A 20468-nucleotide genomic window follows, 5' to 3' on the forward strand; every position below is an offset into this window, starting at 1 on the left:
AGCATGGAATATGATGCTGTGATAGTGGGCGGAGGAACCGCTGGCTATGTGGCAGGGAGTGTATTAGCTAGAAGTAGAAAAAAAGTACTAGTAGTAGAGAAGAATAAGTTCGGTGGAGTATGTGTAAACTATGGTTGTGTGCCAAGCATTTTTCTTTACGATGTAACTTTTTTATTAAATAGATTGAGAGAGCTAGGTTTTTATTTAGGATTAAACATAAGTGCAGAGCTTAATGAAAACTTATTTTTTAGGAGGAATGAGATAGTAGAATACTTATCCAATGCTGGTAAAAAATTAATTGAAGACTCAGGAGGAGATACTCTATTTGGAGAGGCTAAAGTTATCTCACCAAATGAAATAGAAGTGGATAGTAAGATAATAAGATTTAAAAAATTAATTATAGCAAGTGGGTCATCTCCTAGTCCACCAGATTTAGAAGGAGTCAATAATGCTATCAATGAAGATGAAGCTGTAAACCTAAATTATGTACCTAACTCTATGATAGTAATAGGCGGAGGATTTGCAGGTGTAGAGATCTCTCAATTCTTTGTAAGACTAGGATCTAATGTGACTCTAGTAACAAGGAGTTCAATTCTTAGATGTGTCCCAGAGGACGCTAGAAAGGTGATTAGAGAGTCATTGGAATTTGATGGGATAGAAATTATAGAAAATACTTTTATCAAAAAAATTGAAAATAAAAAAGTTATAATAAATGATAATAGAGAGATAAATGGAGAAGTAGTAATATATGCCACTGGCAGGAAGCCAAATTTTCCAATAGGAATTGAAAAGTTAGGATTAAACATTTCTCCCAATGGTATTAAAACTGATAAGTTTAGAAGAGCTTTAGAAAACGTTTACGCAATAGGAGACGTGGTAGATAAAACTAATAAGACTGCACACTCTGCAATGTTAGATGCAATAATTGCCTCATTACACATATTAGGAGATAATAGACTGATGAGCGTGATAGACCAATTCAATTTTAAAATACCACAGGTCGTTTATACTGATCCCCAAGTCGGTGTAGTGGGAGATGTGAGGGAAGCAAGGAAATTTGAGACGTTCCCGTTCAATGCTACAACGAGGGCTATAATTGGAGGATTAAGAGAGGGCTACGTTAAAATCGGTGTTAATGATAGGGATGAGATAGTTTTTGGAGAGGTTGTAGGAAAAAATGCAGAGGAGTTAATTAATATCCTCACTATTGCTGTGAATTTAAAACTAAGTGTGGAAAAATTGGCTTTGCTTCCGTTTATTCATCCCTCTTTCTCAGAGGCAATAACTAATTCAGCGAAGAGCTTTTTTGATTTGGATGTGGATAGATATAAGAGTAAGGATGAGCTTAAATGACTACTTAAAGAAGAAGGGTTTTTCGTTAACCAAGCATAACGAGATGGAAAAGGTTGTAATGGATGACTACGAATTTTACATAGCTAATGGCAATACTGTTCTATTACCTATACCCCTACCTACTGGGAAAGAAAGTTTAGATGATTTAGTGAGCATGGGAATCAAATACGCTAGAGCCTCACGAATTGCTCAAGGATTAGGATCACCTTTAGAATATGAACTAAAGGGGTCTATAGTATATGTTATCAAAAAATATGGAAATAGACAAGATTTAGAAAGCGGAATTATTAAGTCATTAGAGGGAATAGAAAGTTTGAGGTATTTCTTATGAGTTACGATTACATTATTAAACAATACTCTTCTGCAATAAAACCTAATGTAAAGATTCTTCAATGTAAGGGAGATGATTTGTTCGATAATATGAAAAGTTTTCTAAATATCGAAAAACTTAACAACTGTGAAAAACCAGTGGTAAAGGTAGTTAAGGATAGTAGAACAATATTTACCTATCATGGACTGCCTATTGTTAACGAACTTTGGCCTTTCCTTAATGCGCTTGTCAGACTTTCTAACGATGTAATTCACTTAGAAGAAAAGGAGTTAGAGTTAGCAAAGCAGATAAGGGGAAACTTAAAACTATTTGTCACTCCAGATTGTACTAAATGTCCAATTACTGCAGAATTTCTCTATCAAGTTGCTCAAGTTAATGAAAACATTAACTTGGAAATATATGATGTAACTGAATATGAAGATGTTAAAGAAAAGTATAGGGTATTAAGTGTACCTAAGATAATTTATAACGATAAAGTAGAAATTCCTGGAACGTTTCCTACGCTAATGATACTTAAGATGATATTGAAAGCTCATCAATAGTAATTGCCTTAACTCCTAATTCTTTAGCTTTTTCTATAACTAATCTATCATTTGCTATTAGTATGGCGTTTAACTCTAATGCTACCATTATAGCCTCTGACTCATAGGAAGGCAAATCATCTACCTTGGGAGGTTTGTGAGAAAACGCTCTAACTGTAACACCATTATCTAAAGCATAATCTATGTCTATATTGTTCTTTATCGCAAATGAAACTCCTAATGTCGTAATTATTAGTTTGTAGTTCTTAGCTACCTTTATAATATCCTTTAATTTCTCGAATGAGCTAGGAGAGATAACTGCAAACATATTAAATATATAAGTTCCAGATATTAAATAATCTAGGGTAGTACTGAATGAGTTTAACAAAAGATCCTATTGAGGAACTCTTAAAACCTGAAAATTTAAGTAGGCTTAGTAAATTATTGGACGCATTACCAGTAATAGAAAAAGTTACTGATAAATTTGTGGAAATGGATAGAAAAGGACAAGTCGATATGATGATGTCCTTATTTGATCAAACTATTTCAATAATAGATGCTGTCCAGAAGGCTGACCTAATAAATGCAATAATATCGTTCGGAATGGACCAACTACCAAAAATACAAGCAATATGGCCAATAGTAGAAAAACTAACAAGCGAGAAGTCTATGGAATTGCTCTCACAATTTGACATTGATTCTATGTTAATGACACTAGAAAAAACCATGCCAGTAATGAAAAAGTTAACGAGTGAAAAAGCCTTAAAGATTTTAGATCAATTGGATATTGACTCACTTATTGATAGTACTTCTAGGTTAGTACCAGTTCTTTCGAAGTTAGCTAATGAAAAAACTGTGAAGGCTATAGAAAGCCTAGACATTGACTCTTTAATTGAATTATTATCGAAAATGGGCCCAAGTCTAAATAAAATAGCAAATATGATGAACGACATGTATAGTAAAGGGCAAATTGACATGCTAATGGGTCTCATGGAACAAGGCATTTCACTTTTAGATGCTGTCCAGAAGGCTGACCTAATAAATGCAATAATATCGTTCGGAATGGACCAACTACCAAAAATACAAGCAATATGGCCAATAGTAGAAAAACTAACAAGCGAGAGAACTCTGAACATCCTACAGAGTATGGATTGGGATGCAATGTTTAACGCAATTGAAGCGTTAACACCTATGATGAAACAGCTAACTAGTGATAAAGCAATTAAAATCATTCAACAGTTTGATATAGCTACGACGCTAAGTGCTGTTGAGGCAAGTATACCAATACTTAAGAAGTTAACAGATGAGAAAACTGTGAAGACGCTATCCCAACTAGACATAGATTCATTAATAACATTGATGAGTAAATTCGCTGAGTTACAGAAAACTGGAATGATGGATAGATTAATTAAATTACTAGATATATTTGCTGATCCACAGTTCATTAATGGTATGATACTAGTAACTGAAAAGTTCTCGCAAGCCTTTAAGGAATGGATTAATCAGATACCAAATGTTAGACCAGTGGGAACTCTAAGCTTACTTAGAGCTGGAAGTGATAAAGATACTGGATACGCAATAGGATTAATGCTAGAGCTAGCTAAACAAGTAGGAAAGACCTTTAAATCTTGAGATCTTATTTTTAATGTCAAATAAAATCTCTTTTTTGCTCGATGTTGGCTCTTCATAGGAGACAATTTTGCCCATTAAGCCTTCTAAAAAATTAACCATACTTAATGCAGACATCTGACCATATCCTCCTCCGCCATATGCAATAATCTTTTTCTTGAACCTCCTCAACTTTAATCCTAAAAGATTATATGAATTAGTAGTAAGATTAAGCGACTTTAACTGATCATCCCTATGACCATCAACTCCAACCACCGCAATTATATATGTTGGATCAAAGCTTTCTAATAAATCTAGTATTTCTAGAGATGCTTCAAAAACATCGTCCCCAGAACCCAGAGGTAAAGGTATATTAATGTTATAATACCTTCCTTCTCGCTCACCTATTTCATCCATCTTGCCGGTTCCGGGGAAGAAATGACCATCGTATGCAAAAATGTTTATCTTGAGAATGGGCTTATCATATAAAATTTGTTGCAATCCATTTCCATGATGGGCATCAACATCAACAATAGCTACTCTCTCTCCTTTTTCATAAAGCTTCAATGCTGTAATAGCTACGTCATTTATAGGGCAAAAGCCCATTGCCTTATTTGGTAACGCGTGATGAAAGCCTCCTAAGGGAATATAGATGCGATCCAGGTATGAAGAATACTTTATCGCTGTGAGGGAAGAGCCCAGAACTAGTAATATATCATCAAAGATCCCCGGATAATGTACAGTATCCCCATCATCTAAGAATCCCAAATAAGGGATCTTGCTAGCCTCTTGAAGTTTATCCACATACTCCTTAGTATGAACAGTAAGTAAATCTTCTATCTTAGCCTTTTCTGGCTTAATTTGGATGAATGAGAGCTTTTCCTTAGCTATCTTTATGAATTCTCTAATCCTCGCTTTCGATAAATCCCTTATCATCGGATGAGAAAACGATATTTCAGTAAATCTTTGATCCCAAATGATTCCTAATAAGGGTTGATAGCTCAATTTCTTCACCTTCCTTTATCTCATTGTTATTAAAAAAGAATCTGATCATAGGGCATCCGCCATATGAGAGAACTATTTCCATAAAGGCGAATCCGCAAATAGGTTTATTTGCTAACACCTTGAATGAAGCCTCCTTTTCCCAGTTTCGCAAAATACCATTTCTGCCCTCGAAGAGGGCATAGGTTTTCCTCTTCATGACTATCCTTCCTAATGATATGCCGTATAGATTTACCGGTTCCTTATAGCCTCCTATTATACCTCCGTAACAAGCGTAAGGTATACTGGCGTTCAAAAGACCATTACAACAACCTAATCCCCTTAGATTACCTGCTTCAGAGAAGTCCTTTATTATTATATCGAAGAAATCCTTTGTCTTGTATTTTACAATGCCTACTTTTGATTCTCTGTATCTCTTAATCTTAGGAAATCGGATCGTTAAACCCTCAACGTGAGCATGAGGAAAATCTCCACCGGTATAAGGAGTCTCTAGGAATTCCCCAAACTTATCTCCCTCTTTAACGTAATCACCTTTTTGGAAATATGGTAAAACGTGCAATATTTTTATCTTTCTACCTTTGTCATCATGAATCAACGTGAGATAGTCATAGTTTATCTTAGAAAACTTATTAGGTCTACCTATTTCAAACTTGATTATATCAACAATCTCTCCACTAATCGGTGAGTAAAAGGTTTTGAAATCTGGTGATGATATATCTATTGCCTTTACCCTAACATGAGAGGGAAATCCACTCGTGAAGTAACTAATAAGGGATTTATTGCATATAAACATTAAATACTTCCCCATAAAAAATCTAACAAAAATCCTTTTTATTTAATTAATATCTTAACTAAAGTATCTAATTTAGATGCTTTGATTGAACTTATAACTTGTTGTCTATTAGGGTACCATGGTATGTTCTTCAGAACCTTACCAGGTCTCTCATTCGAATATGGTCTATTACATCCTGGGCAACCACTAGTCATGAAGGCTGGAGCTATTTCGTCAAGGGTTAAGTCTTTAGGTAAATCAATGTCTATTACTTCTCCTTTTTCGTTGAATTTAAATGAATCGATAGTTACTAAATCATTTTCTATTAGCCACCTCGCTATTTGCATTCTTCTGTACACACTAACTGGTACTGGTCTCTTCTTTTCCATTGGTGTTCCAGACTCTGGATAAAATGCAAATAGCGATATTTTAGCCCCTCTTTCATGAGCGTACCACATCAATTCCACCGCTTCCCTTTCTGTCTCTCCTAAGCCTATTATTAAATGGATCCCAGCGTTTTTCTTGCCGAACACTTCTACAGCTTCATCAATAGCTTTTAAATAACGTTCCCAAGAATGCATACTCCTAGCCTTCTTCCCTCTTAACTCATCAAATACTCTTTTACTAGCAGCGTCAATTGCAACGTCTATCATATCAGCTCCATACTTCCTCATTTCTATCATGTGATGTTTAAAAGTGTAGGTTGCCGTTACTAATTCTGATATTTGTAATTCTATTCCAGCTTCTCTTATTCTCTTAGTTATTTCAATAGCATCAGGAGAAGCTCTAGGATGAGCTAATTGTCCTACACATATCCTTTGTAAACCGTAATCTGGATTTCCTTGTCTTTCCTTTATTCTTTGTATAACTTGATTTAATGGCCTTAACGGCCATTCCACTCTAATTAATGTTTTACATTCCGGTCCGTTAGCTACTTCTCTGGCTTGGCCACAATATAAGCAATTAGCCTTGCAACCATCAGGATAATATTGTAGTAAGTTTATAGTAGTGTTTAGTGCTCCCTTTAAGAAGACACCGGGTGAAAAGCCTAATACCATATCTGCTCCAAAACTTAATCTTACCCAATCTGGACTTGAGACCAGACGAAGACTCATGAGTTGATCACCTCCATTAAGTCTAAAATTACATTACCACAACACGCATGACTCAAAAAAACCTTTCTCTTGTTTCTTGCGTATTCGAAAGTTTCATCTTCTGGAAAAGCTATCCCATCAATATCATAATCAACAGCAAATTTTTCTACATCTAAGTAATGTTTTCCTCTAGGCCTTGCACAACCTAAGTTAATCGGAATATCATTGAACAAGTCTCTAGCTACTTTAAGTCCTCTTATCATGTCATCTGGAGATGGCTGTCTAGAGTTTACCATCTTCGTGCCCACTAACGGCATTAGTCCTACAATTATTAAGGCATCTGGGTTAACCTCTTTAAGAAGCCTTATTGCTTCAAGATCACCTTCTATACCTTTCTTGCTTAACCCTATTATTACGTGCGGGGCTACTCTGATTCCAACCTTTTTAAGATATCTGAAAGAGTTTAAATAATCGTCAACTGTAAAAGGTTGTCCTAAGACACTATTAATGGTTTCATTATCGCCTACCATATCAAGTAGTGCGATTTTCACACCACTTTCTTTAAATTTTTGTGCTATTTCTTCATTCTTTATAACGCCAGTATGAGCAATAATAGTTAATCTATCTGAATATTTGCTTAATAATTTCGAATATTTCCATATGGGAACATCTCCTCTCGAAGTAGAACCACCCGACAGTATTATTCCCTTGTCACCTCTTGCTATTGCTTTCGATAACTCCTCTTCTATCTTATATAAATTAGAACCATCTATCATGGATTCTAATACCCTTCTCCCGCAATGCTTACAATTAAAAGCACAATAAGTTCCGGTTACGGAAATTGCTTTCCAACCATTGCTAGACGATAAATACTCAGACTCATATCTTTTCAGATTTGGAGCATATAGAAAAAGTGGCCTCATTGCAAAGCACCTTTAATCAAGTCAATTAAGTCTCTCGCAGTAATTCCTAATAGATTAACATTTTTGAACCATTCATTTACCTCTCCTTCTATATCTTCAACCCTCGACCACTTAAGCCTAGCCTCTAAATCGTTTATTGCAGTTTTAGGCTCTATGAAGAAATCACCTGTAATTAATACTGATTCTATTAGCTTTTCACCAGCCAGTTTGACTTGAATTCTTACTAATCCGCCTGGCAGTTTCTTTTCTACATATTTAATATCGTCTCCTACTAAAGGTTTTCTTAAGTTATATATCCACTCTGGGGAAGAGTACTTTGTTGCCAATTTCTCAATTAACTCTTTTTCATCTTCCGTATAGATAGAGTCTCTTAACTCTATACCTAAGGCTTCGGAAAAGCCTTCTCTAGCATATGCAATTAGATCTTGCATATCGATTTTTGAATTTAATTCTCTATTTATCCATGTAATTCTATCCTTAAAGTCTTTGGCTAATTTATCCTTTAATTTCTCTGATGTTAATCTCAAGACTGATACCATTGCGTCAACATCAAAATCTAATAGAATAGTCCCAGTTACTGCAATGTATTTCCCTTCTGAAAAAGCACCTATTCCGGATACCTTTTTACCATTTATTTCTACGTCATTTTTAGGTCTGAAATTTGCCTTAATTTTAAGCTTATCTAAAGTCCTTATTACACCGTCTGCACATCTTCTCATGGCAACATCTGGGGTTTCTCCTAAAATTGACTTTTCAGCATAGATTTCCCAGCCTAATTGCCATGGTCCCATTACTATAGCTCCCCCACCAGTGGGTCTTCTCCCTACTTCCCATCCCCTCTTCTTTACTTCTTCCAAATTCACCTCCTGCTCTACCGCTTGATGATAGCCTATTAGCACCGCAGGGGGATCAAATATAACAAATCTTAAAATGGGTTTTTCATGAATAGAGAGTGAAGTTAATAGAGCTTCTTCTCCAGCTAATATATAAGCTTGGCTATTTCTCTCAATTAGAAACCTAAATTCTTTCATTTAGGTTAGTTTTAATTAACTTAATATAAAAACTTATCTTTAAAAAACATTCAAATGTGTTTAGGCGTTAAAAAATAGATTTAAAGCCACGAGATAGTATAATAAAATATGTCATCAAATGTTAATGAAGAGGAGTTAATTAAGGAAATTCTCCTTAAATATAAAAATATAGCAACCATAGGGTTCTCAAAAGATCCATCTAAACCAGCTTTTCAAGTTCCAAAATTTTTAATGGAACATGGTTATAATGTAATACCAGTAAATCCTTCAACTAATGAGATCTTAGGTAAGAAATCTTATCCATCGATCCTTGACGTACCAGATAAGGTCGAGGTAGTAGAAATCTTTAGACCTTCTAGTGAAATACCAAAAATTGTTGATCAAATTTTAGAAAGGGTGAAGAGAGTAGGAGATGTAAAAGTTATCTGGATGCAGGAAGGGATAAGACATGATGAGAGTGCTGAAAAGGCTAGAAAAATGGGGTTAATAGTCATTCAAGATAGATGTATGTACAAGGAATATATGAAAAAAATACAGAGAGTATAAATAATCCTCCTCCAGAATCATCGTTAAATAATAGTTAAAGTTTTAATAGTAGAAAATAAAAATATAATTTGATGAGCATAGATACACAAGAAGAGGAAAAAGAAATTATAATAGGATCTCCAGACAGTAAAGAAATAGTAAGGTGTTGCTATAAGATATCAGATACTGACGTAGATTGCTTATTTAAACTAATTGAGATAAATAAACCAATATCCGCTGAAGAATTTGCTTCATTAATGAAGTTGAGTAAAACTACAATCGAGAATAGTCTAAAGAAGTTGATTGAGTTAGGATTAGTTGTTAGAACCAAGATTGCTGATGATACTAAAAGAATAGGAAGACCAAAATATGTTTATAGCGTCATACAAGACGTAAGGAACAAAATAAAACAAGATCTTAAAAACTGTGCCACAAGAATCTTATCAACAGCTTCCGGTTAGTTCCACTTTTTTATTGGGCTTATCCATTGACGATTTTTCCTTTTTAATATGCATCGAAAATATACCATTAGCTTGCTTATCTTCTAGTACTTGGCAATTCATCAACTTCATCGCCTCTAGAATCATTTCCCTGCATTTTGGATCCTTATATCTTATTTTTAGCTCTCCACTATCCATTTTCATTAACTTTGCAACTACCTTCATAAAGGGTTCGGGACATTCTAATGAAGTTAGGTCTAGTTCTTCGACCATGATAAGTAGAGTTAAACGTTATAAATATAAAAATTTATTTCTTAACTACAATGAAAGTTATCTGCCCAGTTTGTAATAGATTATTTGAGGCTGAGTGCACACCATATAAACAAGAGTATAATAAGATCACGTATTATTTTGATACGGAAATATGTATGCTAGCCTTCATGAAAGAGCCAGATAGATTTGTATATAATTGTAAAAGTGAAAAATAATTAAAAACATCTTATTTCTTTAATTCCTGCGGTATTACGGACGAGAATATATCAGCACAGTATTTGAAGTCACTAGAGATTTTTTCAGATATCTTATCGGGATCCATCGGCTTATAAATATACCTAGGTCTTCCACCCTTAGATGAAGAATCCTTCACTCTCTCCACGAAGCCCAGTGACACAAGTTTATTTACTGATCTGTTTATGGATGCTTTGCTTAAATGGAGCATTTCTGCTAGCTGATCTTCAGTCTTTGCACCACTGTTTAGTAAAGTCTTTAGAACTTGGAAGTCTGTATCTGAGATATCATAGCAAAAACTTAATGCATCTACTAATCCTACTTCCTTCCCAGATGGAAGTCTTACTCTTATATTCTCTACTTGCATATGAATATATCAGTAAAAACGTATATATAAATCTTTCCTTATTTTAGCAAAAAAAGTTAACGTGATTTTTGCAAAACTAACCCCATACACCTTTATTTATATCATCTATTTTAGTAGCTAAAGCTATTTGAAAATATCTAAAGACTTCTATAACAAACTTAATACTGTTCTCGTCATCTAACTGCTGGATTTTATTAATTAGATCACTTATAAATCTACTCATATCATTGTAAGTAGACTTCTCCATCTCATATTGGTTTAAATCTAAAATTTTCCTAATTTCTTCTTTACTTTTAGCTTGTTTTAGCCTCTCATACATCTTTAATACCACACCTTTACCTTCCTTTCCAAATAGAGCATCTTGAGGATTTCTTAACCATCTAGCATAGGTGCTAGCAATTTTCTTAGCTTCATTCTCAATTGACATAACAAAACATATGTTTACGAAAATAAAAACTTAATTGTGTCATTTCTAAATTTATTAAACAATTATTACTGCAAGATCTTTAACCTTTTAAGCGAAAAATAAGCCTTCAATAAATCTTCAGAATAAATAAAAGGTGAATATTTCGAACAATCCCTATTTCTCTTCACGCATACTATTTTAATTCTAGAATCATAAAATCTAGCCGATAACAGATCTAATGGAGAAGAGCAGATAGTAACAACATCTAAGGGATCCCATTTCGTTAGACTAAATAATAATTTATATGGTTCAGGGGATGGCTTAGTTTTTCCTTGATTATAAATCACATACTTAGGTTCTAAACGGATACGAGATATAACATCTTCTGTAGTAAACTTATCATAGGGGGAAAGAATAGCCATATCATAAATTGACAAATACTTATTAACCTCTGACCAATCCTTATTTACGCTATAAGAAACTGGCAAGGTCGATAAGCTCATACCTTTATACTGATTGTATAGATGATCTGTTAAATCTATGTCTAAAATAACACCGTCCAACCAAATAGCTAGATTTACCATTAATAAAGTTTGATTAAATAAAGTTTATAAGCTTAAATATATTTAAAAATAATTATGAAGGTTCTAGGTTTCAATTTCCCAGATGATCTATTATACGATACAGAGAAGCACGTCTGGATTAGGATCGAGAACGATAATGTTATAAGTATAGGTATAACGGATCTAGGTCAATATATGGCGGGAAAGATATTTCAAGTAACTGTGAAGAATAAAGGCGAAAAGATTAGTAGCAGAACTATAATATTTTCCTTGGAAAGCGCTAAATGGGTAGGGAAAATTAGATTGCCAATAGAAGGAGAAGTACTTGACGTTAATGATAAGGTAATAAAGGATCCCTCATTACTTAACCAAAGCCCTTATGATAATTGGATAGTTAAAGTAAAGGTAGATGATGTATCTACGGTTAAAAACAAGTTCAAAACAATAAATGAAGCATACAAACAGTTCGAAGAAGAGGCTAAGAGAATTGCCAGATGATAAAGATAAGTTACTTAAAGCATTAGATAAATTTGATAGATTTCACATATATCTCGCAGGCATAAGGGAAAACTGCCTATTACTAGTGTCAGATGTTGAATTGCCTAAGGAGATAGAAGTAGATGGGCAAGTATTTACAATACTTCATTATAAGCCTGAGGAGTATTTACAAGAGGTGATAAAGAGAGAGGAGGAATTGTTTAGACGATATAAAGTCTACTATTTTGTGAAATCTTACATGAGAAGAATTTTAGATACGTTAGCATATGCAGAAGTAGAGAGGATGAGCTTGGATAATGACACTTTTAATCCCTAGACCAATTATTTTTTAATGATGAGTAAAACACTAGGGAGATTAATGATATCAAACCAACAAAAATCCACAGATATGTATAAGAGAATATTTCAATAAATAATGGAGACACTAAAGAAGCCAATATTCCGCTTGATTGCCAAAATAAGTTTGATATACCGGTTACACTACCTGACTTCTCCTTACCCCCTTCCAAAGCTAATATAGTAGAGTTAGCTGGTGTTATCATGAACCTGAAGAATCCTATACATATGGCAATCAATCCAAGGTAAATTATGTTAAACGTTATAGAAATCATTACTATAGAGAAGCTATAAAATATGATAGAAAATACTACTGTCTTCTTAAGACCTATTTTATTTATTAAGTATCCAGATAAAATAGTAGATAAAATTCCTGCTAATGCCGTAAATGAGTATACTAATCCTGACAGATAAGCGTTTCTTATAACATCTAACAAATACTTGTAAAGATATAATACAAGAATCCAATATGAGAGGAAGAATAAAAATCCACCTATTGCGATAAAAATTATACTCTTATTAGATATTAGCGTTTTAATCTCTATTCTTTGCGAGTGGACTTTTATAGAAGGCAAAAAGAATGCTGATAGGATAGCCAGAGTAATCGATAATATAGCTATAAAGTAAAAAGGGGTTCCCCAACTAAATCTTAAAGCTAAGAAAGTGATTATAATGCCAGATGCTACAATCGATGTAGGCCATGCCAGACTATATATGCTCATAGCAAGAGGCAAATCTTTACCGGAAAAGGTATTGCTCAAAATTTTGATCGTTATTGGATAAATCCATCCTGAGGAAAAACCCATGAAGAAACTTGTTATATATTCAATCATAAGAGAGACATAATAAGCTGAGACTACAGATGTTATTGTAATTCCAACTAAGGAGAGGACTATCAGCGACTTAGCTGATAAATAGTCTGACAGTATTCCAGCCGGTAATTGAGCTAGAATATATCCCGTGAAGAATAGGGCAAAAATTATGCTATTCGAAATTAGTGAGGATTTGAACGGAGAGAGCGGTGCAATTATTGACCAAGAGACTCTAGAAAAGTATGATAAAAAGAAAGATGTAGATGATAAGAGTATGATTGTCTTACCTTTCATAATCTTAGATATAACATTTAAACAAAAATAGATAACTATACATAGTGAGGAAGAGGTAAGATGAATTGAATTTTTACTAATTATAAATTAATATATGAATAACATTTGTACATATTTGTGTGTAAATGTATATGTGAATATATATGGCTTTTTTAAGCAACTAAGTTAAATCTATAGATGGTGGAAACAAAAATGGCGGAAAAAGTCAGGTTCCCTGATGGGAGAGAAGTAGAGGTAGACGACTTTATAGCTTTCATGTATGGACTCTCCAAGAGCGACATAGAAGTTCTACACGTGTTATTAGCTAATGGCAAAATGACAACTGATGAGCTGGCTGAGAAATTAAATGTAACAAAAGCTTCGATAAGCAAAGCACTAAATAATTTATTAGACAAGGGATTAATTGAGAGAGAGAAAGCTATTAGTGATAAAGAGGAAAAGAAAGGCAGACCAAACTACATCTATTGGGTAGAAAAGGAAAGATTATACAGAAAACTAGAATCAGATCTAGAAAAATTAGCCGGTGCGATGAAACAAACCTTGCAGAAGACTGCAGCATTAGAAATAGTAATTTAAAATTTTTCTAAAAATAACGCCTTTATTGAACTTCTTTAAATTAAATATGTACCTTTTATGACGTTTACTGTTGAGTATTCTGATTTTCCGTTTTCTCTTCTGACTTCTCTTCAGTCTGCTTTTTCTCCTCTTTTTTAGTTTCTTTCTTTGGCTTCTTAATCCTCTCTACACCTATTTCAAAGAAATATTTGACGCCATTTCCCTCACATTGCTTCGTGATCAAATTCTCTGACCTATTTAAAGGTGTACATTTAACGTCAGCTTCTTTAACTAATTCATCAATAAATTTCCTCGCATTAATTAATTCTCTGAAGTTCCTTTCTATTGTTATAGTATCTTTACCAGTTCTCTCAACTTTTGCCTTCAAATGATATTTCACGACTTTCATGGTAAAAGATGAATTCGTATAAGCTTATAAATCTGATTTCCTATATTGTTCTGTGCTACCAGTTATCACTACAAGTGGGATTGTATCTCTAGTTGTAGCATTTCTATTAGGACTACTAATAGGTCTTCTAGTAAGAAAAGTTATAGCAGTAGGTCTTATACTACTAGCAATAGTACTTATCCTCTTAGCTGTTGGATACATAACACCAAACCAAATTGTTACATTCCTACATAGCGTAAGTAGCCAATTGCCATCTATCTTATCAAAGGCAAACGCATTGAAAGGAATAATTCCCTACGATTCACTAGTATTCATAATTGGCTTCGTAATAGGTATAATAAAAGGATGACTACTTTAGAATATTAATAATATCTTGAAGTTTTTGCCTTAATTCGTCAATCTCCTTTTTTAGCATCTCGTTCTCTTGAACTATTCCTTTATACCTTTTTTCACACTCCTCCTCTGGAATATATCTTGTAATCCTTACGTTAGTAAAAGTGAGTTTATTAGCTTGTTCGTCGTATTCAGCATCAACCAGTATTCTAATAACGTCGAGCTTACCTAGCCTCATTTCTTCAACGATTTTATGATATAATTGTTTATTTAACTCACTTACATCCCTAACAATAACATCTTTCGGAGCTACTCTACTGAATGCTACTAAAGCAACTCTTCTTAACTTATCAGCATATCTCGCAGCTATAATTAGCCCGGTACTTAATTCAAACTTGTTTTTACCTAAAGCTGAAATCCTGCTCTGAGTATGTTCATATTCTTCCGCTCTCTCAATATCACGATTAAAATCTTCTGTCATACATTTACTATTTATAGTAATTAGAAATATAAACCTTTCACATATTCTTTACGTTTTCAAAAACATGCCATTCAGAAAGAGAGCCATTGAGATAAATGTGATGGATACTCAGTTCCTCCACGCGTTAAAAAGGCTTGCCCTCTTTTATCAAGTTTTAAATAATTTCTCATGGGAATTCACGTAAAATTTAGACTATATCCCTAATAACATCGACAATGATAAAACTTTAAGAATAGAGTTTTTAATAATTATCCAAACTAAGAGAGCTTTTAAAACATCATGTGTATTTTGCCTTAAATATTCATTATAACCTTAAGACGATGTTACTGTAACTGATCCATCTTCATTTATATCAACTTTTTTGATATTCTTATTCTCCTGCAGCAGTTTAGACGGCTTAACACAACTAATACCCAGTTCGTTACATATTCCCTCAACTATTTTGTCTAAACTCCATAATGATAAGGGCGATTTAAGTTTTCTAATGAGTACTATGTCAGAAAGTTCATTGCATATGTTGATGGAAAGTCTTGTGCATGTTTCCTTAATTTCCTCTATTTTAATTGGTATATTGCCATTTGACTCACAAGATTTCCACTGAACTAAATTCCTTAATGCTCTAAATGAGTTTTCCACCGTAGAAATCTCGTCTCGACGTATAAAAGCTGTTATCGACAGAGACAAGAAGGGAAGAATTGCCTTTCTTATCCTTTCACAAGTGAACTTTGAAAGATTAAATCTTATATTAAATGGAAACTCTCCACATATAACATTTGAGTCGTAAAGAGCATAATAACATATTGGGTCTCCTTCTTCGCATATTCGCTTGAAATTGTACTCAGATAATACTATAGGAGAATATCCGAAACTAGCTAACTCGACTAAAACGCTTTTATCGTTTGAAAGAGCCAAAATATTAATATCAGATATTCCTTCGACAAAATCCTCTTCCCTAGTATAAGAGCCGAAGAATGCTAGAACCTTAACCTTCTTACAAATTTCTAATAATTCACTCACAAAAATCTCCTTAGACGGAAAATTATTATAATTACTGCTAAGCATCAGATGGTTTAAAACTTAAACTAAGAGGAGAAGCTTTACAGAATAAGAAATCTTTACCATTTATGACAGGAAGGAAGTCAGTATATCGCTAGTCAAAAATTTTTAAAATCTATTAAAAATACTGGAATAATGTTTGTTTTCAGAAGTTTCATAAGCATCTCGTAGATTAGGTTTTTTAAAGCGGAAGATAAATATTAAAACATGCCAAGTAAGTTTTTATATAAGAATACTGAATTATACTACTATCCTCTAAAAGAATTGGAGGAAAAAGGATATAAGATTAGCGATCTACCTTATTCAATAAGAATATTAATAGAGAACGTTTACAGAAATCTAGACGGAAACAAGATAACTCAAGAAGATTTAGATGCAATAGCTAATTGGAAAGTAGGAAAAGAATTCGCCTTTATGCCTACTAGAGTTGTGATGCAAGATTACACTGGAGTTCCCTTGTTAGTTGATTTAGCAGCTATGAGGGATATAGTCAGAAAAATAGGAAAAGATCCAAAGATTATAAATCCCGTAATACCTGCTGACTTAGTTATAGATCACTCAATCCAAGTGGACTACTTTGGAACGATTTATTCATTAGATTTTAACATGAAGAAAGAATTCGAGAGAAACTATGAAAGATATCAATTTCTAAAGTGGGCACAAGGCTCTTTTAGAAATTTAAGAATTGTCCCACCTGGAAAAGGTATAATCCATCAAGTGAATTTAGAGTATCTAAGTACGGTAGTCACTAAGTCTGAGGTCAAAGGCGTTTTAACGGCATATCCAGAGGTAATTATAGGAACAGATTCTCACACTACTATGATAGAGGGTTTAGGAATCTTAGGTTGGGGAGTAGGAGGATTAGAAGCAGAATCTGTTCTCCTAGGCGAGCCATATTACATGAACGTACCAGAAGTAATCGGAGTGAGATTAACTGGTGAGATTCAAGAAGGAGTTACTCCGACAGACGTCGTATTGTATATTACGGAATTACTTAGAAAGAAGAATGTTGTAAATAAGTTTGTAGAGTTCTTTGGACCATCATTATCACTTCTATCAGTACCTGATAGAGCAACAATAGCAAACATGGCTCCAGAGTACGGAGCTACTGCAGCTTACTTCCCCATAGATGATGAAACCATAAAGTATCTAAAATTAACTAATAGAGATGGTGATTTCGTTAAAACATATGCCGAATTACAAGGATTATTTTACAATAACATGTTAAAAGTTAGATATTCTGATGTTGTTGAAGTAGATTTAAGTAAAATTGAACCTTCAATAGCAGGACCGAGAAACCCAGATGAGAGAATAGCATTGAAAGATGCTCCTAACAAGTTGAAAGTTAAAGAAAAGAAGAAAGGTAGGTTCATAGAAGACAATAATGTAGTATTAGCCGCTATAACGAGCTGTACAAATACTTCAAATCCTACTGTCATGTTAGGAGCTGGAATCTTAGCTAAAAAGGCTGTAGAGCTTGGGTTAAGAGTTCCTTCGTACGTAAAGACAAGTACTGCCCCAGGCTCTCCGATTGTTGCAGAATATTTAAAGGAGACTGGATTGTTACCATACTTAGAGGCTTTAGGCTTTCACATTGTAGGATTTGGATGTACTACTTGCATAGGAAACGCTGGACCATTACCTAAGCACATTGAAGACGATATCAAAAACAATGGAATAGAGGCTTATTCAGTGATCAGCGGGAATAGAAACTTTGAAGGGAGAATAAATCCACTATTAAAAGGAACTTTCCTAGCCTCACCAATCCTAGTAGTTGCTTATGCTTTAGCTGGAAGAATTGATATTGACTTCTATAACGAGCCAATAGGCTATGATCCAAATGGCAAACCAGTTTATTTAAGGGATATTTGGCCAACTATGAAGGAAATTAAGACTTACATGAATTTAGCCTTAAACCCAGAAATTTATAAGAAAAGATCTAACATATTTGAAGGAAATGAGTTATGGAACTCACTAAAGGCTCCACAAGGAGATGTTTATAATTGGGATGAGAAATCAACATATATTAGATTACCACCATGGTTCGCTGAAAAGGAAGAAGAATTGAATGATGTGATTAACGCTAGGATTCTTCTCCTTCTAGGAGATAAAGTAACTACAGACCACATTTCACCAGCAGGTCCTATAACGCCAGATTCTCCAGCTGGACAATACCTTAAATCATTAGGGGCTTCTGAGTTAAACACCTATGGTGCTAGAAGGGGAAATCATGAGGTAATGCTAAGAGGAGGGTTCTTTAACCCAAAGCTTAAGAACCTATTAGTAGATAAAGAAGGAGGTTATACAAAGCATTTACCTGAAGGTAAAGTAATGAGTGTATATGAGGCAGCAATGCAATATAAGAAAGAGGGAGTACCACTGGTAATTGTAGCAGGTAAACAATATGGAAGCGGGAGTTCAAGAGATTGGGCTGCAAAGGTTACTAAGCTTTTAGGCGTTAAAGCAGTATTAGCGGAGAGCTTTGAGAGAATACACAGAAGTAATCTAGTTTCTATGGGAGTTATACCAATTGAGATTCAAGATTGGAGAAAGCTTGGAATAAAGGGAGATGAGACTGTAAATATATACGGATTAAAAGATCTAACTCCGAAGAAGGAAGTCACTATTGAATTTATAAGAGATAATGGAGAAAAAATTGCTATAAAAGGTTTAGTGAGAGTTGATAATAACGCTGAATTATCTTATGTAAAGGAAGGAGGAATATTAAATTATGTGCTCAAAAGATTTTTAGAACATGATGAAAAGAGTTAGAATAAGAGGAATTTACTCTACTGCACTTACAGAAATTTTTTCATCACTTTTTTCCGTAGTGCAACAATCTTTTGAAATAGCTGAAAGGTTCATGCAAGAGATAAGAGAAGAACCAGCTGATATAACGATTAAAGATGGAGAGGATAAAGGAACGCTAATCATTATGAGTGATGACGATATCTATGAGGATATAGCTAATGTTTTCAAGAATTCGTTCATATGGAGGAGTCCAGTAAAATTGTATTCTGTCATAGAACCAAAAGAAGACTGCACTTACTTGGAATTTAAGGTCGAACCTTGTATCAATAAAGGTTTGGTCGTGAAAGTCCCGTACGGAGATAATAAGATTGGATTAAGTGAACCAAAGGTAGTTAGTAAGTATGCAATGTTATGGAGAGGAAAAGGTTATACAGTGTTTTCTGAGCACATAAGAGAAGACGAGGATAGGATTAGACTTTTACAGCTAAGTAAAAACCTTAATAAAAAAGGATATAACGTGAAGTGGAGGAGCAATGCTAGATTTGCAAACTTAGCTGAATTGAAAAATGATTTAGACAACTTATTACTGAGATACAACTCAGAAAATTTCGGAAATCAAGGTGAAGAATTTTATATTGTAAATATTTCTTTGACAGATAAATTATATCTAGACGATGTAAGGAAAAGGATAGTAAATACTGTTAAATTTCATCACATGTTAAAACTAAGCTATGGAAAAGAAGTTGATATCGTAGAGGAAAATGGTGGTAGTTTAGCAAAACTATTGGATGGATTAGTTAGTGAGTTCTTAAACATTGAGCATATAAAGGCTGATGGGAAAGTGTTATATCTAACTGGAGGTAGAGTCCTAGAGAAAAACATTGGAGAAAATGAGTACGTAATAAAGCTTAAACGAGATCTCAAAGAAGGTGGAGTACTTGATGGTATTAACGAGAAAATCACAAAGGGAACTTATGATATAGTTGAATATGACTCTGAGAAGTGGTATCAAATACATCGATATTTTAATAGTGAAAATAAATTAATTGGAACATATGTAAACATCTCTACTCCACCCGAGTTACTTAGAGGAAAAATAAGGTATCTAGATCTGGAGATTGATGTTGTGATTAAGGGTTCTGAGATAATCGTATTGGATGAGGATGAGCTAGAAAAAAAGAGCAAATTCATGCCCTCTTCATTAGTGTCTAAAGCTAAAGAAGTTTTAAACAATATAGTTAAAATGGCTAAAGAAAATAAATTAACTTAATGTTTTTAAAGAGTATAAAAAGACTTCCAATGTTGACTATTTTTTAATTTTAGGATTTAGTAAGTAAAATAGATTTAAAAAATGATTAAATTCATCAATGGGCTTTCGGACAAGAGTGAATTGAATTTTTCTATCTATTTTATAAAATATAAAAATGTAGATATTTAGATAAATATATAAAATATTTTAATTATAAAGACTGAATTACTATAAACACATAATAATATCAT

General features: G+C 33.7%; 27 protein-coding genes. 13 read left to right on the plus strand and 14 right to left on the minus strand.

Annotated elements, in window-relative coordinates; genetic code table 11:
- The first annotated feature begins 3 nt into the window (after window positions 1-3).
- From BFU36_RS00940 to BFU36_RS00950, 3 genes are read left to right on the plus strand one after another with little or no spacing between them, the layout of a single operon-like run.
- Window positions 4-1353, plus strand: coding sequence for an NAD(P)/FAD-dependent oxidoreductase (locus tag BFU36_RS00940; RefSeq protein ID WP_069281500.1), 1350 nt, complete (start codon window positions 4-6; stop codon window positions 1351-1353).
- On the plus strand, window positions 1316-1684 hold the full coding sequence (locus BFU36_RS00945; protein ID WP_069281502.1) for a hypothetical protein: 369 nt from the start codon (window positions 1316-1318) through the stop codon (window positions 1682-1684). The genes BFU36_RS00940 and BFU36_RS00945 overlap by 38 nt, the downstream gene beginning before the upstream one ends.
- Window positions 1681-2226, plus strand: coding sequence for a thioredoxin family protein (locus BFU36_RS00950; RefSeq protein ID WP_069281503.1), 546 nt, complete (start codon window positions 1681-1683; stop codon window positions 2224-2226). The genes BFU36_RS00945 and BFU36_RS00950 overlap by 4 nt, the downstream gene beginning before the upstream one ends.
- On the opposite strand, the gene BFU36_RS00955 is transcribed toward BFU36_RS00950, so the two are convergent.
- On the minus strand, window positions 2198-2533 hold the full coding sequence (locus BFU36_RS00955; protein WP_069284515.1) for a hypothetical protein: 336 nt from the start codon (window positions 2531-2533) through the stop codon (window positions 2198-2200). The two genes, BFU36_RS00950 and BFU36_RS00955, sit on opposite strands and share 29 nt — an antisense overlap.
- Before the next feature lie 47 nt (window positions 2534-2580).
- Here BFU36_RS00955 and BFU36_RS00960 point away from each other — a divergent pair, with 47 nt between their 5' ends.
- Complete coding sequence (locus BFU36_RS00960) at window positions 2581-3837, plus strand: DUF1641 domain-containing protein (protein ID WP_069281504.1); 1257 nt, start codon at window positions 2581-2583, stop codon at window positions 3835-3837.
- Here BFU36_RS00960 and BFU36_RS00965 read toward each other — a convergent pair.
- Genes BFU36_RS00965 through BFU36_RS00985 form a run of 5 tightly spaced genes read right to left on the minus strand, consistent with a single transcriptional unit; the run spans window position 3802 to window position 8635 of the window.
- Window positions 3802-4818 carry a histone deacetylase family protein gene (locus BFU36_RS00965; protein WP_231961205.1) on the minus strand — a complete coding sequence of 339 codons (1017 nt, stop codon included), beginning with the start codon at window positions 4816-4818 and terminating at the stop codon, window positions 3802-3804. The two genes, BFU36_RS00960 and BFU36_RS00965, sit on opposite strands and share 36 nt — an antisense overlap.
- Complete coding sequence (locus BFU36_RS00970) at window positions 4769-5608, minus strand: hypothetical protein (RefSeq protein ID WP_069284514.1); 840 nt, start codon at window positions 5606-5608, stop codon at window positions 4769-4771. Before BFU36_RS00970 ends, BFU36_RS00965 begins: the two co-directional genes overlap by 50 nt.
- Before the next feature lie 38 nt (window positions 5609-5646).
- Window positions 5647-6702 carry a radical SAM protein gene (locus BFU36_RS00975; protein WP_069281506.1) on the minus strand — a complete coding sequence of 352 codons (1056 nt, stop codon included), beginning with the start codon at window positions 6700-6702 and terminating at the stop codon, window positions 5647-5649.
- Complete coding sequence (locus BFU36_RS00980) at window positions 6699-7604, minus strand: radical SAM protein (RefSeq protein ID WP_069281507.1); 906 nt, start codon at window positions 7602-7604, stop codon at window positions 6699-6701. The genes BFU36_RS00975 and BFU36_RS00980 overlap by 4 nt, the downstream gene beginning before the upstream one ends.
- Window positions 7601-8635 (minus strand): biotin/lipoate A/B protein ligase family protein, encoded by a 1035-nt coding sequence (locus BFU36_RS00985; RefSeq protein WP_069281509.1) that lies wholly within the window; start codon window positions 8633-8635, stop codon window positions 7601-7603. The genes BFU36_RS00980 and BFU36_RS00985 overlap by 4 nt, the downstream gene beginning before the upstream one ends.
- A 108-nt stretch (window positions 8636-8743) precedes the next feature.
- On the opposite strand from BFU36_RS00985, the gene BFU36_RS00990 reads away from it, so the two are divergent.
- A complete protein-coding gene (locus tag BFU36_RS00990; protein WP_069281511.1) occupies window positions 8744-9181 on the plus strand; it encodes a CoA-binding protein in 438 nt (145 codons plus the stop codon).
- Between the two features lie 71 nt (window positions 9182-9252).
- Window positions 9253-9621 (plus strand): helix-turn-helix domain-containing protein, encoded by a 369-nt coding sequence (locus tag BFU36_RS00995; RefSeq protein ID WP_069281513.1) that lies wholly within the window; start codon window positions 9253-9255, stop codon window positions 9619-9621.
- On the opposite strand, the gene BFU36_RS01000 is transcribed toward BFU36_RS00995, so the two are convergent.
- On the minus strand, window positions 9604-9873 hold the full coding sequence (locus BFU36_RS01000; RefSeq protein ID WP_069281514.1) for a sulfurtransferase TusA family protein: 270 nt from the start codon (window positions 9871-9873) through the stop codon (window positions 9604-9606). The two genes, BFU36_RS00995 and BFU36_RS01000, sit on opposite strands and share 18 nt — an antisense overlap.
- A 50-nt stretch (window positions 9874-9923) precedes the next feature.
- On the opposite strand from BFU36_RS01000, the gene BFU36_RS14025 reads away from it, so the two are divergent.
- Window positions 9924-10088 carry a hypothetical protein gene (locus BFU36_RS14025; RefSeq protein WP_185957805.1) on the plus strand — a complete coding sequence of 55 codons (165 nt, stop codon included), beginning with the start codon at window positions 9924-9926 and terminating at the stop codon, window positions 10086-10088.
- Between the two features lie 11 nt (window positions 10089-10099).
- On the opposite strand, the gene lrs14 is transcribed toward BFU36_RS14025, so the two are convergent.
- The 3 genes from lrs14 to BFU36_RS01015 form a co-directional block, all read right to left on the minus strand.
- Complete coding sequence (gene lrs14, locus BFU36_RS01005) at window positions 10100-10474, minus strand: HTH-type transcriptional regulator Lrs14 (RefSeq protein WP_069281516.1); 375 nt, start codon at window positions 10472-10474, stop codon at window positions 10100-10102.
- 76 nt (window positions 10475-10550) lie between these two features.
- The gene (locus tag BFU36_RS01010) at window positions 10551-10901 is read right to left on the minus strand and encodes a hypothetical protein (RefSeq protein WP_069281517.1); all 351 of its coding nucleotides are present in this window, start codon (window positions 10899-10901) and stop codon (window positions 10551-10553) included.
- Window positions 10902-10966: 65 nt separating this feature from the next.
- Window positions 10967-11464 carry a hypothetical protein gene (locus tag BFU36_RS01015; RefSeq protein ID WP_069281518.1) on the minus strand — a complete coding sequence of 166 codons (498 nt, stop codon included), beginning with the start codon at window positions 11462-11464 and terminating at the stop codon, window positions 10967-10969.
- Between the two features lie 54 nt (window positions 11465-11518).
- Between BFU36_RS01015 and BFU36_RS01020 the strand changes: the two genes are divergently transcribed.
- Complete coding sequence (locus tag BFU36_RS01020; protein WP_069281519.1) at window positions 11519-11941, plus strand: glycine cleavage system protein H; 423 nt, start codon at window positions 11519-11521, stop codon at window positions 11939-11941.
- A complete protein-coding gene (locus tag BFU36_RS01025; RefSeq protein ID WP_069281521.1) occupies window positions 11931-12257 on the plus strand; it encodes a hypothetical protein in 327 nt (108 codons plus the stop codon). Before BFU36_RS01020 ends, BFU36_RS01025 begins: the two co-directional genes overlap by 11 nt.
- On the opposite strand, the gene BFU36_RS01030 is transcribed toward BFU36_RS01025, so the two are convergent.
- A complete protein-coding gene (locus tag BFU36_RS01030) occupies window positions 12247-13383 on the minus strand; it encodes an MFS transporter (protein ID WP_069281523.1) in 1137 nt (378 codons plus the stop codon). The genes BFU36_RS01025 and BFU36_RS01030 overlap by 11 nt on opposite strands.
- A 192-nt stretch (window positions 13384-13575) precedes the next feature.
- Between BFU36_RS01030 and BFU36_RS01035 the strand changes: the two genes are divergently transcribed.
- Window positions 13576-13959 (plus strand): helix-turn-helix domain-containing protein, encoded by a 384-nt coding sequence (locus BFU36_RS01035; RefSeq protein ID WP_069284516.1) that lies wholly within the window; start codon window positions 13576-13578, stop codon window positions 13957-13959.
- A 64-nt stretch (window positions 13960-14023) separates the two neighbouring features.
- On the opposite strand, the gene BFU36_RS01040 is transcribed toward BFU36_RS01035, so the two are convergent.
- Window positions 14024-14347, minus strand: coding sequence for a hypothetical protein (locus BFU36_RS01040; protein WP_069281525.1), 324 nt, complete (start codon window positions 14345-14347; stop codon window positions 14024-14026).
- Window positions 14348-14399: 52 nt separating this feature from the next.
- Between BFU36_RS01040 and BFU36_RS01045 the strand changes: the two genes are divergently transcribed.
- Complete coding sequence (locus tag BFU36_RS01045) at window positions 14400-14696, plus strand: hypothetical protein (protein ID WP_069281527.1); 297 nt, start codon at window positions 14400-14402, stop codon at window positions 14694-14696.
- Here BFU36_RS01045 and BFU36_RS01050 read toward each other — a convergent pair whose 3' ends face one another.
- Window positions 14697-15161, minus strand: a complete 465-nt coding sequence (locus BFU36_RS01050; protein WP_069281529.1) for a DUF2258 domain-containing protein — start codon at window positions 15159-15161, stop codon at window positions 14697-14699.
- Window positions 15162-15473: 312 nt separating this feature from the next.
- A complete protein-coding gene (locus BFU36_RS01055; RefSeq protein ID WP_069284517.1) occupies window positions 15474-16178 on the minus strand; it encodes a hypothetical protein in 705 nt (234 codons plus the stop codon).
- A 246-nt stretch (window positions 16179-16424) separates the two neighbouring features.
- Here BFU36_RS01055 and acnA point away from each other — a divergent pair, with 246 nt between their 5' ends.
- Both acnA and BFU36_RS01065 read left to right on the plus strand, forming a co-directional pair.
- Window positions 16425-18989: an aconitate hydratase AcnA gene (gene acnA / locus BFU36_RS01060; RefSeq protein ID WP_069281531.1), complete on the plus strand. Its 2565-nt coding sequence runs from the start codon at window positions 16425-16427 to the stop codon at window positions 18987-18989.
- Complete coding sequence (locus BFU36_RS01065; protein WP_069281533.1) at window positions 18973-20238, plus strand: DUF402 domain-containing protein; 1266 nt, start codon at window positions 18973-18975, stop codon at window positions 20236-20238. Before acnA ends, BFU36_RS01065 begins: the two co-directional genes overlap by 17 nt.
- Window positions 20239-20468: the final 230 nt, after the last annotated feature.

This window comes from Sulfolobus sp. A20, assembly GCF_001719125.1.
GTDB lineage: Archaea > Thermoproteota > Thermoprotei_A > Sulfolobales > Sulfolobaceae > Saccharolobus.